Source organism: Vitreimonas flagellata, from assembly GCF_004634425.1.
GTDB classification, from domain to species: Bacteria; Pseudomonadota; Alphaproteobacteria; order Caulobacterales; family Aquidulcibacteraceae; genus Vitreimonas; species Vitreimonas flagellata.
Map to the genome: position 1 here is coordinate 540,808 of NZ_SBJL01000002.1, position 14,039 is coordinate 554,846.

Below are 14,039 nucleotides of genomic sequence, written 5' to 3' on the forward strand. Positions count from 1 at the left end.
GAGCCTTGACCTGTAGCCCGCCGTGCGGCGTCGCACAACGGGCTGCGGCGCCCTGAGTCTCCCCCGGGCGCCGCCTCTCTTGCGAGGAGAATGCGTCGGCTTATTGGCCGGCTTGCGCCCGCGCGCGGGCCATCATGTCCTCCATGGCCGCGCCCATATTGTTCAGATCGATCACCTGGACGCCAGGCGGCAAGGTGAAGAGTTCGGCTGCTTGCGGCCCCCGCTGGACGCTCGTGGTTTCCCACACCGTCTGCCCGCCTTCCGTGGCGCGCAAGATGATGCCGTCGCTGGTGACGCAGGCGGTCTGCGGCGCACCATTCTCTTCCCGCGTCCATTCGGCCCCGTTTTCCCCAGCCACCGAACAAGAGCCGGTGCGGGTGGCCGCGCCCATGTCACCTTGCCAATCTGCCGCCGGGTCTTCGTTATCCTGCTGCTGGAGCCGCATGGCGTGGGTTTGTCCCATCGCGGTGGCAATAATGAAGCTCTCGCCAGTTTCGGCGTTGGTAATCATCGTGCTCTGGCCCTGCGGCGCATTGATTTCCATGCGCAGCTTCTGGCCATCGCGGATCATCACGACTGGAATGGTCTGGCCCTCGCGGGTGATGGTCGCCTCGGCCCGATAGGAGGCGGAGGTCAGGTTGGGGAAAACGTCGCTGACGGACGGCGCTGCATTCTCACCACTCGGGGCGCTGGGATTGCACGCCGCCAAGGCGCAAACCGAAACCAGAGCCAAAATTGCTGCACGCATGAGCGATCCTCCGAGACGTCCCTGGCCGCCTCACTAGCAGCCAGCCGCCCATCCCGAAACCCTGTGCGTTCGTCGCAAATTGACGAGACTTTGTTCGGCTGCGGCGCCCGTTCCGCTTGCCCCGGCGCCCCCCGCCCGGCCAAAGTCTGGCCCAACCAACCGCCGGCCCCGCCGGCGCGTTTCCTTTGGGGGTTTCATGACTAAGTCTCATATCCTGGCGCTTTTGCTCGCCGTCAGTGCGCCGGCGCTCAGCGCTTGCGCCACCGCCGGTTCGCAGATCAGCGCCGAAGCCGCGGCCGCGCATCAGGCGGCGCAAACCGAGGTTGCCCGTTTGACCGCGCAAGCCAATCAAGACCCATTGTTGAAGCCGTGGACCGGCCCGCATGGCGGCGTGCCGCCGTGGGACCAAGCGCGGGTTGAATTGCTGGCGCCAGCGCTCGAACTCGGCCTCGCGCTGCAGGAAGCGGAAATTCAGGTCATCGCCACCAATCCGGCGGCGCCCACCTTCGACAACACGATCGTGCCGATGCAGGACGCTGGCCGCCACATCGACCGCGCCACCACGATTTTCGGCGTGATGACAGACAACGTCTCCACCCCGGCGGTGCAAGAAGTAGAAGCCGAATGGTCGCCGCGCATCACGGCCGCCTACAACGCCATCACCTTCAACCGCGCGCTCTTCCAGCGCATCGACACACTCTACCAAACGCGCACGACGCTCGGCCTAACCGCCGAACAGCTGCGTCTGCTTGAGCGCACGCGCGACCAATTCGTGCGCGCCGGCGCGGCCGCCACGCCGGAACAACAAGCCCGCCTCGGCGCGATCAACGAAGAACTCTCTTCGAAGTTCGCCGATTTCGGCCGCCGCCTGCTCGCGGACGAAAACACCGCGATCTACATCACCAACCGCCGCGACCTCGCCGGCCTGCCGCCGAACATCGTTGCAGCGCTTGCCGCCGCCGCCGCGGAGCGCGGCCGACCCGGCGAATGGGCTGTCGTCAACACGCGCTCCAGCGTCGATCCGTTCCTGACCTTCTCGACCAATCGCGCGCTGCGTCAGCGCGTGTGGACGGCGTTCAAAAACCGCGGCGACAATGGCGACGCGAACGACACCAATGGCATCATCGCCGAAATCCTGGCGCTCCGCGCCGAGCGCGCGCAGATCCTCGGTTTCCCGACGCACGCGCACCTGCGCATGGCCGACACGATGGCCGGCACCCCAGAACGCGCGCAGGATTTGATGATGCGCGTTTGGCCGGCGGCCGTGGCGCGCGTGCATGAAGAAGTGCGCGACATGCAGGCGATCGCTGACCGCCAGCGCGCGAACATCACGATCGAGCCGTGGGACTACAATTTCTACGCCGAGCAAGTCCGCCGCGATCGCTACAATCTCGATCAGAACGAAGTGCGCGAGTATTTCGAGCTCAACAACATGGTCAACGGCGCCTTCTACATGGCCAACCAGCTCTATGGTCTCTCGTTCCGCGAGATCACGGGTACGGTGCCGGTGTTTGAAGAAAACGTCCGCGTGTTCGAGGTCACCGACCGCGACGGCTCGTTCCAGGGCCTGTTCTATCTCGACAATTTCGCCCGCGCCGGTAAGCGCTCAGGCGCGTGGATGAATACGTATCGCAGCCATGAGAATTTCATGGGCAGCGAGATCACGCCGATTGCGTCGAACAACAACAATTTCGTGCGCGGCGCGCCGGGTGAGCCGATCCTCATCTCGCTCGACGACGCACAAACGCTGTTTCACGAATTCGGTCACGCCATCCACTATCTGGTGTCGACCGTGAACTATCCGGGCCTGGCGACGACCCCGCGCGATTACGTGGAGTATCCGAGCCAAGTGCACGAGCATTGGGTGCTGTCGCGCCCCATCCTCGATCAGTTCGCGCGTCACTATCGTACGAACGAGCCGATGCCGCAGGCGCTGGTGGACCGGATCAACAACGCGTCGACCTTCAACCAAGGCTACGCGACGGTTGAGTACCTCTCCTCCGCGCTGGTGGATATGTCGCTGCACAACCGCCCGGAAGCGATCACGGATGTGGACGCTTTCGAACGCGAAACGCTGGCTTCGCTCGGCATGCCGCGTGAAATGGCGATGCGTCACCGTCTCCCGCAGTTCGGCCACCTCTTCTCGAGCGACGCCTATTCGGCCGGCTATTATTCCTACCTCTGGTCGGAAGTGATGGACGCCGATACGTGGGAAATGTTCGAGCAAACCGGCAACGTGTTCGATCCCACGGTCGCCGCCGGCATGCGCAACATCATCCTGGCGCCGGGCAACACGACCGATCGCGCGGAAGCCTATCGCCAATTCCGCGGCCGCGACCCGGACGTGAACGCACTGCTACGCACGCGCGGCTTCCCGACAGGTGAAAGCAGCGAACAGCGCTAAGCCCAAAATACTCGCAGCCTTGGGCGCGCATCGAAAGGTGCGCGCCCTTTTCTTTGCCTAGCGGGCGAGGAAGCTTTCGAAGCCGCCGAAAATCATGCGCTTGCCGTCGAACGGCGTGTTGCTCTGGTCGTATTGATTCATGCGCGGGTCGGCCATGACCTTGGCGTTGACCTCGTCGCGCTTGGCGCGGGATTCGTAGGTGATCCACGAAAACACGACGACCTCGTCGTCTTTGGCTTGGACGGCGCGCGGGAAGGACGTGAGTTCGCCATAGGGCACGTCGTCGCCAATGCATTCGACGTAGCTCAGCGCGCCATGCTCCATCCACACCTCACCACCGAGACGCGCCATCTCTTTGTATTGTTCCATTTTATCTTTCGGCACCGCCAGCACGAAACCATCAACATAAGGCATTTGTCTTCCTCCGTTCCTCCAACCTAGGACGAACAATCGTCGCGCCCACCGACAAATCCGCGCGGATGAATCGCGTTCAGCTTGGATTCAGGTAAGATTCAGCTGGCGCGGCGCACGGTTCTGGCGGGAGCATGACAATGTTGCGCAAACTGACCGCCCTCGCGGCGACCCTCGCTTTTGCTTTGACGACACTGACCCCTGTCGCGGCCGACGCCCGCGACCGGCGTCACGACGGTTATTGGGGCGGGCGCCACGATGGCTATTACGATCACCGCCGTCGCCATCGTGATCGCGACGATGATGGCGACGCGGTCGCAGCGGGCGTCGTTGGCCTCACGCTCGGCGTCCTGCTTGGCGCAGCGCTCAGCCAAGACCAGCGCCAAGCGCCGCCGCGGGCGCAATGCTACGACAATTACCAGCGCTGCGCGCCGCCGCCACAATATTACAACCAAGGCTACGACCAGGGCGGCTATTACGAAGACGGGCGCTCAGCCTACGAGCAGGATTACGGCTACGCGCCGGAGCAACGTTATTACGAAGATCAGCGCCCGCAGCGTATGTGCCGCGAACGGCAATGGGATCGCTACGCCAACCGCTATCTCATGGTCGACGTGCCCTGTTGATGCGTGCTGCGCATATCACGTGCGCTTGAAAACTGCTGACGCGTATTAAAGACTACGGAACTTCGCGCTATCATGCGCGCATGCGGTACGTGTGCGATGCGCCGGGCGGCGCGACTTGGTTCAGAATTGAAACCGAGGCGGAAGCGGAAGCAGAGGCGGCGCTGATGCGTCACGCCGTCGATAAATATTTCCGCCGTCACGAAGCCAGCGCGCGCGAAAGCTATCGCGCGCCGAAGGGCGCGCCATCGTTCGAGCAAGAGATTGGCTTGAAGGATCACATCGCCAAGGCGATGCCGATGTTCGTGACTTTGCGCGCAGACGATGGCGCGGGGCTTGCGACGGCGATGCTGCCGCCGGGCGGCCAAGAGCAAGCGGGTTTTCGCATCGTGATCGTCGGGCCGGAAAATGGCGACCCCTACATCGCGCACCAACGCGCGATCGAAGCGCTCGCGCGGCACGTTCATCTGAACCTGCCGCGCGAGGCTTGTTACCCGTATGCGTAATTACTTCGGCGCTGCGCCGCCGGCCGGCATCGCAAGCGCACGCGAGCCGACATAGCACGGCGCGACCGTGCAATTTTGCAGCAGCGTGCGCACCATGTATTGGCCGTCCGCCGGTGGCGTGAATTGCACGACCGGATAATCGTCCGGCAGCATGTCGCTGGCGACGACGCCGCCCGTGGTCATGCTGATGAGCTCGATATCCACATTGGTGCAATCGCCGTCGCACGCGCCGACGAACGTGTAGGCGGTGTTGGCGGCAAGATCGATCGTCCAGCGATGATCCGTGCTGGGCTCAAGCGCTACGATTTGATCGGTCGTTCCTTCCACCACCGTCATGCCCGACGCGAAGTTTTGCGAAATCGCGCCGAGTTGTTCGCCGATATTGGCGATGAGCTGCGTGCGCGTCGCGTCATCGATCTGCGCGCGCTGCACTTGGCCAGTCGGACGCGCTTGCGTCGACGGCGCCTGCGCGCCTTCTTGCACCGTGGGGAGCGCCGGCCCATTGCCGCCGCCCAACAATTGGCCGCACGCGCTCAACGCCATAGCCGCCGCGGCGGCCAACAAAATCTTTCGCATCATCTGAGCTGATCCCTCTCCTGACTTGCCCCGCGCGACCCCTAATTGGGCCCACGCGGCTTGTCCACGGCGCTTCAATGAAGGCGGACGATTTATTGGGCTGTGACCGGCGGCACAGGCCGGGAACTCGGCCTATTCGCTCAAAAACGCCACGCACGAATGCTCAACCACAAGCATCACCGATTGCTGTTCGTGCTGCGTGCGATAGGCGGCGGCGATCGCTTCGAGCGCGGCCTGATCGCGCGCCGCATCGGTGAGCACCAATGTCAGCCGCTTCGACGGCTCGCGCACGATGGCGCCGGTTTCAGTGTCGCGCCATTGACCGTCGACATCATCGATCGTCAGCCCATTGGGAAAACGCGGACTGATCTCGCCATCAACGAACGCGCGCCATTCCTCATCGGTGACGCCCAACGTCTCCCCGATGTTGCGGCCGAAATACATCTCCGCCACCGCATGATCCTCCGCCGGCGCCGCACACGCTTCCGCCGAAGGGGCAGGCGCAGGCTGCGCGCAGGCGGCGAGCGCGAGCAAGGACAAAGCCGTGAACCAACGCACCATGTAGGCCTCCCCGATTGCGCACTCTTTATGGGCTGCTCGCGCGCCACGCGCCAGCATCCTCGTTGAGCGTGCGTTCCAAACGCTGGCGCATGTCTTCCCATTGGCGTTGCAAATACGCACGCGCGCCCTCCGGCAAATTCTCTTCCCATTGCCCATTCAAGAACCGATCCTTCGCCTCAGCCAACACGCGCGCTTTCGCTTCGGCGGTTTCCTCGCCCTCGCCCAGATTGATCTCGCGCCAGCGTTTGACCATCACCAGAAAGCCCACCGGCGCCGAGCACGGCTGAAACACCATCGCGCACGCAAGCCACGCCGCCATACTGAACATCGCTTGGATTTGCTCTTCGCGCGCTTCGGCAATTTTGCGCGCTTTGTCTTCATCGCCGCTCGCGACCTCCGACTCGACCTCGGCTAATTTGCGCATTTGCTCAGCCAACGCCGCCAAGACTTTCGCATCACCCGGCCTGCCGCGCGCCAGCGCATCGCTCACCTGCGCCAGCGCGCGCTTTTCGAGCGCCGCCGCCTTCCGCAAAAATCTCAGCTCGCGTGGTTGGTTTCAGCAATCTCGAACTGAACGCAGTCGAAGTTTTTTGGAACGGAGCATTGTGTTACAATGGATTTGCTCGCGTGCTAGGCGAAAGCGCTTACTTGGCCGCCAAGAATGGCGGGGCCTTCGATGGCGAAGACTCAATCGATCAAATGTTGAGTTCGGGTGGCGCGCACATGATTGCGTACGCAGTGGGAATTCCAGGGATCGTCTTTGCAGCCATCTACGCCGCCAGCTTACCAAATGCGCTAGCGGCCCTACTGAACTAATCCCCATCCATCTTCAACGCCGCAATAAACGCTTCCTGCGGGATGTCGACCTTCCCGAATTGGCGCATCTTCCTTTTGCCGGCCTTTTGCTTGTCCAACAGTTTGCGCTTCCGGCTCGCGTCGCCGCCATAGCATTTGGCGGTCACGTCCTTGCGCAGCGCGCTGATGGTTTCGCGGGCGATGATGCGGCCGCCGATCGCGGCTTGGATCGGAATCTTGAACATATGCTGCGGGATCAGCTCTTTCAGCTTTTCCACCATCGCGCGGCCGCGTGATTCCGCGCGCGCCGCATGCACCAGCATCGAAAGCGCATCGACCGGCTCGTCATTCACCAGGATCGACATCTTCACCAGATTGCCGACGCGATGATCGATGATCTGATAATCGAAGCTGGCATAGCCTTTTGAGATGCTCTTCAGGCGATCATAGAAATCGAACACGACCTCGTTGAGCGGCAGCTCATAAACCAGCATCGCGCGCGAGCCGACATAATTCAGCTCCTTCTGGATGCCGCGGCGATCCTGGCAAAGCTTGATGATGGCGCCGAGATATTCGTCGGGCGTGAGCAGCGTGGCCTTGATCCACGGCTCTTCGATCTCTTTGATATAGACCACGTCCGGCAGATCGGCCGGATTGTGCAGCTCCTTTATCTCGCCGTCGTTCATGTGCACGCGATAGACGACGCTGGGCGCCGTCGCGATCAGGTCGAGATTGAATTCGCGGCTCAAGCGCTCTTGGATGATTTCCAAATGCAGAAGCCCGAGGAAGCCGCAGCGGAAGCCGAAGCCGAGGGCGGCGCTCGTTTCCATCTCGTAGCTGAAGCTGGCGTCGTTCAGGCGCAGCTTCGACATGGCGGCGCGGAGGTCTTCAAAGTTCGCGGCGTCGGTCGGGAAGAGACCGCAGAACACAACAGGCTGCGCCGGCTTGAAGCCCGGCAGCGCTTGGGCGGTTTCGCGGCGCATTTCGGTGATGGTGTCGCCGACGCGCGCGTCGCCGACTTCCTTGATCGAGCCGGTGAACACGCCAATCTCGCCGGGGCCGAGCTCGGCCACTTCTTCGCGCTTGGGGCGCAGCACGCCCAGCGTATCGACGTTGTAATCGGCGCCGGTTTGCATGAGCTTCACGCGCATGCCCTTCTTCACCACGCCATCGATGACGCGGAAGAGCACGACGACGCCGAGATAGGCGTCATACCAGGCGTCGACCAGCATGGCTTTGAGGGGCGCGTCGCGGTCGCCGGTCTTGGGCGGCGGCAGGCGGGTGACGATGGCTTCGAGCAGGTCGTTGATGCCTTCGCCGGTTTTGCCGGAGGCGAGGATGGCGTCGCTGGCGTCGAGGCCGATCACGTCCTCGATCTGCTGTTTGACGCGATCGGGCTCAGCCGCCGGCAGATCGATCTTGTTCAGCACCGGCACGATCTCGAGATCGAGATCGAGCGCCTGATAGACGTTGGCCAAAGTCTGCGCCTCGACGCCCTGGGAGGCGTCCACGATCAGCAACGCCCCCTCGCACGCCGCCAGCGAGCGCGACACCTCATAGGCAAAGTCCACGTGCCCAGGCGTGTCCATGAGGTTCAGAACATAGTCCTGGCCGTCCTTGGCCCGGTAATCCAAGCGCACGGTCTGCGCCTTAATCGTAATCCCCCGCTCCTTCTCGATCTCCATGTTATCGAGCACCTGCTCGGTCATCTCGCGCGCGGAGAGGCCGCCGGTTTGCTGGATCAAACGGTCGGAAAGCGTCGATTTGCCGTGGTCGATGTGCGCCACGATCGAGAAATTGCGGATCTTGTCCCGGGGAGTCATGGGGCCGGTGCGTATATCAGCCCGCCCACAACGCCAAGCTTAGGCGCTGCCGCAGGGGTGTAGGATAGATTTTTCGAAAGATGGTGCCCAGGACTGGACTCGAACCAGCACGGAGTTACCCGCTAGTACCTGAAACTAGTGCGTCTACCAATTCCGCCACCAGGGCATCGGGCGCACCTTGCGGCGCGATCCGAGGCGGGGGGTTTAGGCGAGCGGGCGGGCGGCGTCAATGCGGGCCGGCTCGTCGCTTCCGCCTGGGAGGCATAGGCCCGGCTTGGTAGCGGCGTGGGCTATGAAAAAGCTCACCTTTGCGCTGACCCCCTTTGCGTTAGCTCTCAGCCTCGCCGCCTGCGCCACGGCGCCCTCCGGCCCCTCCACCGCCGGCATTGCGCCGAGCTTCGACGCCGCTCGTACCGAACAGATCCTGGCGCGGACGCAAAGGCTGCATCTGGCGCCTGACCTTTCGGCGCTGACGCCGGGCGAGCACGCGGCCGTGACAGAGCTCTTGGCGGCGGGCGAGCGGATGCAGCGTCTCTATATGGATCAGCGCCACCCGCAGGCGCTGGCGGCGGCGGCGTATCTGGAGGCGCATCCGGAGCTCAGTGGAGAGCGTGATCTCTTCCGTATGAATAGCGGCCCGATCACCTCGACCTTGGACAATACCCGCGAAGCGTTCCTCTCAGTGCAGCCCGAGGCGCCGGCGCGGAATATGTATCCGTCGGGCACGACGCGCGCGACTTTGGATGCGTTCTTCGCAACGCATCCCGAGCGGCGTGATGAATTGTTGGATGATCGCGGTGTCGTGTGGGCGGCAACGCCGGAGAACCGCCGCCGCGCCTTGTCCGCGCTCGATCGCCATCCCGCGCTCGACACGCTGCATCCTGGCCTGCGCGCGCGTTTGCAAACGAGCGAGACGTATCTCGCTGTGCCCTATTCGGTCGCTTACGCAGAAGATTTCTTCTTCATCTTCGACCGCCTGAATGCGGCGGCGGACCTCGTGGAGAGCGGCGATCCGGCTTTTGCACGCTATCTGCGGCTGCGGGCGCGTGATTTGCTCGCTGACAATTACGAAGGCGGCGACGCGGCCTGGGTGACGGGTGATTTCACGGGCAATCTCAATGCGCAGATTGGCTCGTACGAAACCTATGACGATGCGCTTTACGGCGTGAAGACGTTCTTCTCGCTTTCGCTTCTGGTGCGCGATCGCCCGCGCAGCGAGGAATTGCAGGCGGCGCTGGCCGACATCCAAAACGTTGAGAATGCGCTGCCCTATGCGAACCACCGTGAAGTGCGGACCGACATTCCGGTCGGCGTTTACAACATCATCGCCGATTTTGGCCAAGCGCGCGGCGCCAATACGGCGACGATCCTACCGAATGAAGCTTACCTCGCGCGCCAGTACGGCCGCACGATCCTGATGCGCGGCAATATTTTGTTGAACGAAGATATCTTCCAGGAGACGCACCGCGCGTTCAGCGCGGCGGTGGTCGAGAGCCAGGCGAATGATCTGACGCCGGAGGGCGGCTTCTATCGCACGCTCTGGCACGAGATCGGCCATTATCTCGGCGTCGATCAAACGTCAGATGGCCGTGATCTCGATGCGGCGTTGGAGGATACGGCGGACTTGTTGGAGGAGATGAAGGCCGATCTCGTGTCGCTCACCTCGGCGCGCATCTTGAATGAGCGCGGCCGCATCACGGACGATCAGCTGCGCGGCATCTATGCATCGGGTGTTCGCCGCGTGTTGCAGAAGAACCGGCCGCGTCGCGAGCAGCCGTACAACACGATGCAGCTCATCCAATGGAATTGGTTCATGGATCGCGGCGCATTGCGCTTCGAAGACGGCCGCCTGCGCATCGATTACCGCCGCTACCCGGAGGCGGTGACCAGTCTGTTGCGCGAAGTGCTCGCGATCCAGCGCGCCGGCGACCGCGATGCCGCCAACGCATTCGTCGATCGCTGGACGACATGGCGGCCGGAGTTGCACGAAGTGATCGCCACGCGCATGCGTGAGAGCGAGCGCACGCGGTTTACCCTGGTGACGTACGAGGCGATCGACGGCGCGCAGCCCTGAGCGAACGCGCCGTCTGCTGCTTAAGCTGAAAGGCCGCCCGCGAGCGCACCAATCGCTTCGCGCGCCACTTCGCTCACACCGGCGCGCCAGCGTGTCGGGTCGGCGGTCATGGTGTAACGCCGCGTCGAGTTCGTGCCGACGCCGCCCAGCACGCCAATGACGTTGGCCGCCGTCTCAGCGGCGCGCTGACCGCCGGTCGTGGAATCCGCGAACACGCCGAAATCGCCGCCGATGCCGATCGGGTCTTCCAGGGCGACCGTCCCCTGACGGCCATTGCCGGCCGCGAACACGTTGAGCTGTGTCAATTCTGGCCAAGCGCCGAGACTCGAGTTCACCTCAACCGCCGACATATTGCGATGCCAGCCGCCGTAGCTTTCCGCATTGGCGAAATCGAGCATCAGCATGCACCCCAGCACAGCCTGATTGTTGGCGCGCGCAAAATTCTGCGCGCCCATGCTGGCCTGAACGGCGCTCGCATTGCCGCTCATGCCGCCGCCAGTGATCATACCGAGCCATTCGCGCATGACGATGGCGCCGCCGCCAAGTTGGCTTGGCCCAAAAATGCGCACCTTGCCGCGATCGTCACGCCCATAAACAAGATCGCGCTCTTCGGTTTCGACCGGACGAACGCGCGTCCCGAACGCATCAAGCAGCGGCTGGCGATCGCCAAGCGTCACGCCGCCTGCGCCCATCCGCTCAACAAAGATGTCATAGGCCGCATCGGTCGCGGCCTGAAAATCCGCATCGGTCAACCCCTCCAACGCGCTGCGCGCGGTGGAACGGCCACCGAACCCTGAGCCGAGCAAGCCGCCGCCCGCGCGCGCGCGGTCGGTGCGGTTGGTGACAAAGCCGATCGCGAAGGACGCCACCACAGCTTGGCTTACGCCGCGCAATGCGGCCGCGTTCGACACTTCGACCGCTGGCGCGGCTGTTTGCGCCCACGCAGGCAAACCGGCGCTGGCGGCCGCAGCGGCGGTAAGCGTCAAGAGATGACGACGATCAATCATTAGGCTAGCTCCTTTGTCCCAAGGGAGACGCCTGCACGCGACCGCGCGCGCTGCGCACCCCCACTTGTGGGACCGAACCACGCGCCGACGCCGGTCCATTCGCGAAATGAAACGAGGCCCCTTTGTCCGAAGACTTCCGCACTCTTTCCGACATGATCGCCGCGCACGCGGCGGAGCGCCCTGACGGGGCGGCGCTGATCCAAGACGAGCGGCAGGTCTCCTATCGCGAGCTGGACGCGCTGATGGATGGCGTCGCGGCGGCGCTGCAGCGTGATGGTGTGAAGCCAGGCGCCAGTATCGCCATCTGCGCGATGACGTCGATCGAGTATGCGGCGCTTTTTGTTGGCGCTTTGCGCGCGGGCGTGGCTGTGGCGCCGATCGCGCCGTCGTCCACGCCGGACAGCATCGTCGGCATGGTCGACGATTCCGGCGCGCCGCTCTTCTTCGTGGACGCGGAGGTGGCGGAGACGTTGGCGGGCGTGAAGGATCAGATCAAAGCGAAAATCGTCGCGCTGGATGGCGGCGCGCATGGTCAGGCTTTCGCCGATTGGTTGGCGCCCGCGGGCGTGAAGCCCGCGCCGGTCGCGATCGATCCGAAGATGCCGTTCAATATCATCTATTCGTCGGGCACGACGGGCGCGCCCAAGGGCATCGTGCAGAGCCACGGCATGCGCTTCGGCCATATCGCCCGCGCGCAAGCGATGGGTTATGGACCGCAAGCGGTGTCGCTGCTGTCAACGCCGCTCTATTCGAACACCACGCTTGTCGCCTTCTTCCCGACGCTGGGCCTCGGCGGCACGGTTGTTCTGATGAAGAAATTCGACGCCGCGAAATATCTGGAGATCGCGCAGCGCCGCCGCGTGACGCACACCATGCTGGTGCCGGTGCAATATTCGCGTCTGATGGCGCGGCCGGATTTTGACTCGTTCGATCTCTCCAGCTTCGTGATGAAATTCTGCACCTCGGCCCCCTTCTCAGCAGCTTTGAAAGCGGACGTGCTGAAGCGCTGGCCGGGTGGGCTCGTCGAATATTTCGGCATGACCGAGGGCGGCGGCACCTGCATGCTCGTCGCGCATGCCTATCCAGACAAGCTGCACACGGTCGGCCAGCCGGCGCCGGGCCACGATATTCGCATCATCGATGAGGATGGCCGGGAGCTGCCCCGCGGCGGGGTGGGCGAGATCGTCGGCCATTCGGAGCTGACGATGAACGGCTATCACAATCGCCCAGACCAGACGTCGGCGGCGATCTGGATATCGCCGGACGGCAAACGCTTCGTGCGCACCGGCGATGTCGGCCGCTTTGATGCGGACGGCTTCCTCGAACTCATGGACCGCAAGAAGGACATGATCATTTCCGGCGGCTTCAACATCTATCCGAGCGACATCGAAGCCATCGTGCGCCAGCACCCGGATGTGGCGGATGTCGCCGTGGTCGGCGCACCGTCGGCGGAATGGGGCGAGACGCCGGTGGCGTTCATCGTCTCGCGCGGCGCTGCGGCCGAGGACATTCGCGCTTTCGCCAATGCACGCTTGGGCAAGACGCAGCGCATCGCCGAGGCGATCCTGATCGATGAGCTGCCGCGCAGCCATATCGGCAAGATTCTCAAGCGCGAATTGCGAGATCAGTACGTCGCGGGGCGCCCCGGCTAGCGCCTGGGGACAAATTGCACTAAGCCCCTGGCCGATGACACGTAAGCTTTCCCTGACCGTCGATGGCAAGAATATCTCGGTCTATCTGCACAAGGGCGACCTGCCCGACACCGTTACGTTCAACGGCGCGGTCGCCGTTGACAGCGAGACCTTGGGCCTGTCGCTGATCCGCGACCCGCTTTGCCTCGTGCAAATCTCGGATGGCGGCGGCGAAGCGCACCTCGTGCAGCTCGACCGCACCAGCTACAACGCGCCAAATCTGAAGCGCGTGCTGACCGATCCGGCGCATCTGAAGCTCTTCCATTTCGCGCGCTTCGACATCGCCATGTTCATGCGCGATTTGAGCATCATCACCGCGCCGCTCTATTGCACCAAGATCGCTTCGAAGCTGGTGCGCACCTACACGGATCGTCACGGCCTCAAGGATCTCACCAAGGAAATCCTCGGTCGCGACATTTCCAAGGATCAGCAATCGAGCGATTGGGGTGCGCCGGAATTGAGCGACGCTCAGCTTGCGTATGCAGCGTCTGACGTGTTGCACCTGCATGCGCTGAAGGAAAAGCTCGACGCGATGCTGGCGCGCGAAGGCCGCACCGAGATCGCGCAATCCTGCTTCGATTTCCTGCCGACGCGCGCAGCGCTTGATCTGGCGGGCTGGGAAGAAACGGACATCTTCGCGCACTCATGAGGCGTCGCGGCACCGCTGTGAGCAGTATTTGATCGCGTCCCAGTCGCGGGCCCATTTCTTTCGCCATGAGAACGGTCGGCCGCAGGTTGCGCAGGTCTTTTGCGGCAGATTAGCCTTGTCCATGCGCTTTCCGTTGGCGTTCTTGACCACTTGCTTCGCCTCGTCGCGCCG

General features: G+C 63.3%; 14 protein-coding genes and 1 tRNA gene. 6 read left to right on the forward strand and 9 right to left on the reverse strand.

All coding sequences use genetic code 11. The features are described from left to right. Nucleotides 1-100: 100 nt before the first annotated feature. Entirely contained in the window at nt 101-748 is a 648-nt protein-coding gene (locus EPJ54_RS10630; RefSeq protein WP_135211693.1) for a LolA family protein, read from the reverse strand. Between the two features lie 196 nt (nt 749-944). On the opposite strand from EPJ54_RS10630, the gene EPJ54_RS10635 reads away from it, so the two are divergent. Further along, nucleotides 945-3,152 (forward strand): M3 family metallopeptidase, encoded by a 2,208-nt coding sequence (locus EPJ54_RS10635; protein WP_135211694.1) that lies wholly within the window; start codon nt 945-947, stop codon nt 3,150-3,152. Between the two features lie 57 nt (nt 3,153-3,209). Here the strand turns inward: EPJ54_RS10635 and EPJ54_RS10640 are convergent, their stop codons facing one another. Further along, nucleotides 3,210-3,566, reverse strand: a complete 357-nt coding sequence (locus tag EPJ54_RS10640; RefSeq protein ID WP_135211695.1) for a DUF1428 domain-containing protein — start codon at nt 3,564-3,566, stop codon at nt 3,210-3,212. A 137-nt stretch (nt 3,567-3,703) separates the two neighbouring features. Between EPJ54_RS10640 and EPJ54_RS10645 the strand changes: the two genes are divergently transcribed. Further along, nucleotides 3,704-4,189 carry a hypothetical protein gene (locus tag EPJ54_RS10645; protein WP_135211696.1) on the forward strand — a complete coding sequence of 162 codons (486 nt, stop codon included), beginning with the start codon at nt 3,704-3,706 and terminating at the stop codon, nt 4,187-4,189. 80 nt (nt 4,190-4,269) lie between these two features. Beyond that, entirely contained in the window at nt 4,270-4,692 is a 423-nt protein-coding gene (locus EPJ54_RS10650; protein ID WP_135211697.1) for a hypothetical protein, read from the forward strand. Here EPJ54_RS10650 and EPJ54_RS10655 read toward each other — a convergent pair whose 3' ends face one another. From EPJ54_RS10655 to EPJ54_RS10670, 5 genes are all read right to left on the reverse strand, one after another. Then, nucleotides 4,693-5,271 (reverse strand): hypothetical protein, encoded by a 579-nt coding sequence (locus EPJ54_RS10655; RefSeq protein ID WP_135211698.1) that lies wholly within the window; start codon nt 5,269-5,271, stop codon nt 4,693-4,695. A gap of 129 nt (nt 5,272-5,400) precedes the next feature. Next, on the reverse strand, nt 5,401-5,829 hold the full coding sequence (locus EPJ54_RS10660) for a DUF3574 domain-containing protein (protein ID WP_167755679.1): 429 nt from the start codon (nt 5,827-5,829) through the stop codon (nt 5,401-5,403). A gap of 25 nt (nt 5,830-5,854) precedes the next feature. After that, a complete protein-coding gene (locus tag EPJ54_RS19840) occupies nt 5,855-6,361 on the reverse strand; it encodes a histidine phosphatase family protein (protein ID WP_167755680.1) in 507 nt (168 codons plus the stop codon). A 280-nt stretch (nt 6,362-6,641) separates the two neighbouring features. Further along, nucleotides 6,642-8,447 (reverse strand): translation elongation factor 4, encoded by a 1,806-nt coding sequence (lepA, locus tag EPJ54_RS10665; RefSeq protein ID WP_135211700.1) that lies wholly within the window; start codon nt 8,445-8,447, stop codon nt 6,642-6,644. Nucleotides 8,448-8,528: 81 nt separating this feature from the next. After that, a tRNA-Leu gene (locus tag EPJ54_RS10670) sits at nt 8,529-8,613 on the reverse strand. A 126-nt stretch (nt 8,614-8,739) separates the two neighbouring features. Between EPJ54_RS10670 and EPJ54_RS10675 the strand changes: the two genes are divergently transcribed. After that, the gene (locus EPJ54_RS10675) at nt 8,740-10,521 is read left to right on the forward strand and encodes an NUDIX hydrolase (protein ID WP_135211701.1); all 1,782 of its coding nucleotides are present in this window, start codon (nt 8,740-8,742) and stop codon (nt 10,519-10,521) included. 20 nt (nt 10,522-10,541) lie between these two features. Here EPJ54_RS10675 and EPJ54_RS10680 read toward each other — a convergent pair whose 3' ends face one another. Next, the gene (locus EPJ54_RS10680; RefSeq protein ID WP_135211702.1) at nt 10,542-11,528 is read right to left on the reverse strand and encodes a hypothetical protein; all 987 of its coding nucleotides are present in this window, start codon (nt 11,526-11,528) and stop codon (nt 10,542-10,544) included. 152 nt (nt 11,529-11,680) lie between these two features. Here EPJ54_RS10680 and EPJ54_RS10685 point away from each other — a divergent pair, with 152 nt between their 5' ends. Both EPJ54_RS10685 and EPJ54_RS10690 read left to right on the forward strand, forming a co-directional pair. Beyond that, a complete protein-coding gene (locus EPJ54_RS10685; RefSeq protein ID WP_135212098.1) occupies nt 11,681-13,180 on the forward strand; it encodes a class I adenylate-forming enzyme family protein in 1,500 nt (499 codons plus the stop codon). A gap of 73 nt (nt 13,181-13,253) precedes the next feature. Continuing rightward, nucleotides 13,254-13,868, forward strand: a complete 615-nt coding sequence (locus EPJ54_RS10690) for a ribonuclease D (protein WP_135212099.1) — start codon at nt 13,254-13,256, stop codon at nt 13,866-13,868. On the opposite strand, the gene EPJ54_RS20420 is transcribed toward EPJ54_RS10690, so the two are convergent. Beyond that, on the reverse strand, nt 13,863-13,991 hold the full coding sequence (locus EPJ54_RS20420) for a DUF2256 domain-containing protein (RefSeq protein ID WP_135212100.1): 129 nt from the start codon (nt 13,989-13,991) through the stop codon (nt 13,863-13,865). The genes EPJ54_RS10690 and EPJ54_RS20420 overlap by 6 nt on opposite strands. Between the last annotated feature and the right edge of the window lie 48 nt (nt 13,992-14,039).

Excerpts from the sequence above, each read along its gene's own strand:
- EPJ54_RS10635 (WP_135211694.1), top strand. The coding sequence starts at position 945 with ATGACTAAGTCTCATATCCTGGCGCTTTTGCTCGCCGTCAGTGCGCCG.
- EPJ54_RS10655 (WP_135211698.1), bottom strand. The coding sequence starts at position 5,271 with ATGATGCGAAAGATTTTGTTGGCCGCCGCGGCGGCTATGGCGTTGAGC.
- EPJ54_RS20420 (WP_135212100.1), bottom strand. The coding sequence starts at position 13,991 with ATGGACAAGGCTAATCTGCCGCAAAAGACCTGCGCAACCTGCGGCCGA.
- EPJ54_RS10645 (WP_135211696.1), top strand. The coding sequence starts at position 3,704 with ATGTTGCGCAAACTGACCGCCCTCGCGGCGACCCTCGCTTTTGCTTTG.
- EPJ54_RS10675 (WP_135211701.1), top strand. The coding sequence starts at position 8,740 with ATGAAAAAGCTCACCTTTGCGCTGACCCCCTTTGCGTTAGCTCTCAGC.
- EPJ54_RS10660 (WP_167755679.1), bottom strand. The coding sequence starts at position 5,829 with ATGGTGCGTTGGTTCACGGCTTTGTCCTTGCTCGCGCTCGCCGCCTGC.
- EPJ54_RS10680 (WP_135211702.1), bottom strand. The coding sequence starts at position 11,528 with ATGATTGATCGTCGTCATCTCTTGACGCTTACCGCCGCTGCGGCCGCC.
- lepA (WP_135211700.1), bottom strand. The coding sequence starts at position 8,447 with ATGACTCCCCGGGACAAGATCCGCAATTTCTCGATCGTGGCGCACATC.
- EPJ54_RS10650 (WP_135211697.1), top strand. The coding sequence starts at position 4,270 with ATGCGGTACGTGTGCGATGCGCCGGGCGGCGCGACTTGGTTCAGAATT.
- EPJ54_RS10685 (WP_135212098.1), top strand. The coding sequence starts at position 11,681 with ATGATCGCCGCGCACGCGGCGGAGCGCCCTGACGGGGCGGCGCTGATC.
- EPJ54_RS10630 (WP_135211693.1), bottom strand. The coding sequence starts at position 748 with ATGCGTGCAGCAATTTTGGCTCTGGTTTCGGTTTGCGCCTTGGCGGCG.
- EPJ54_RS10640 (WP_135211695.1), bottom strand. The coding sequence starts at position 3,566 with ATGCCTTATGTTGATGGTTTCGTGCTGGCGGTGCCGAAAGATAAAATG.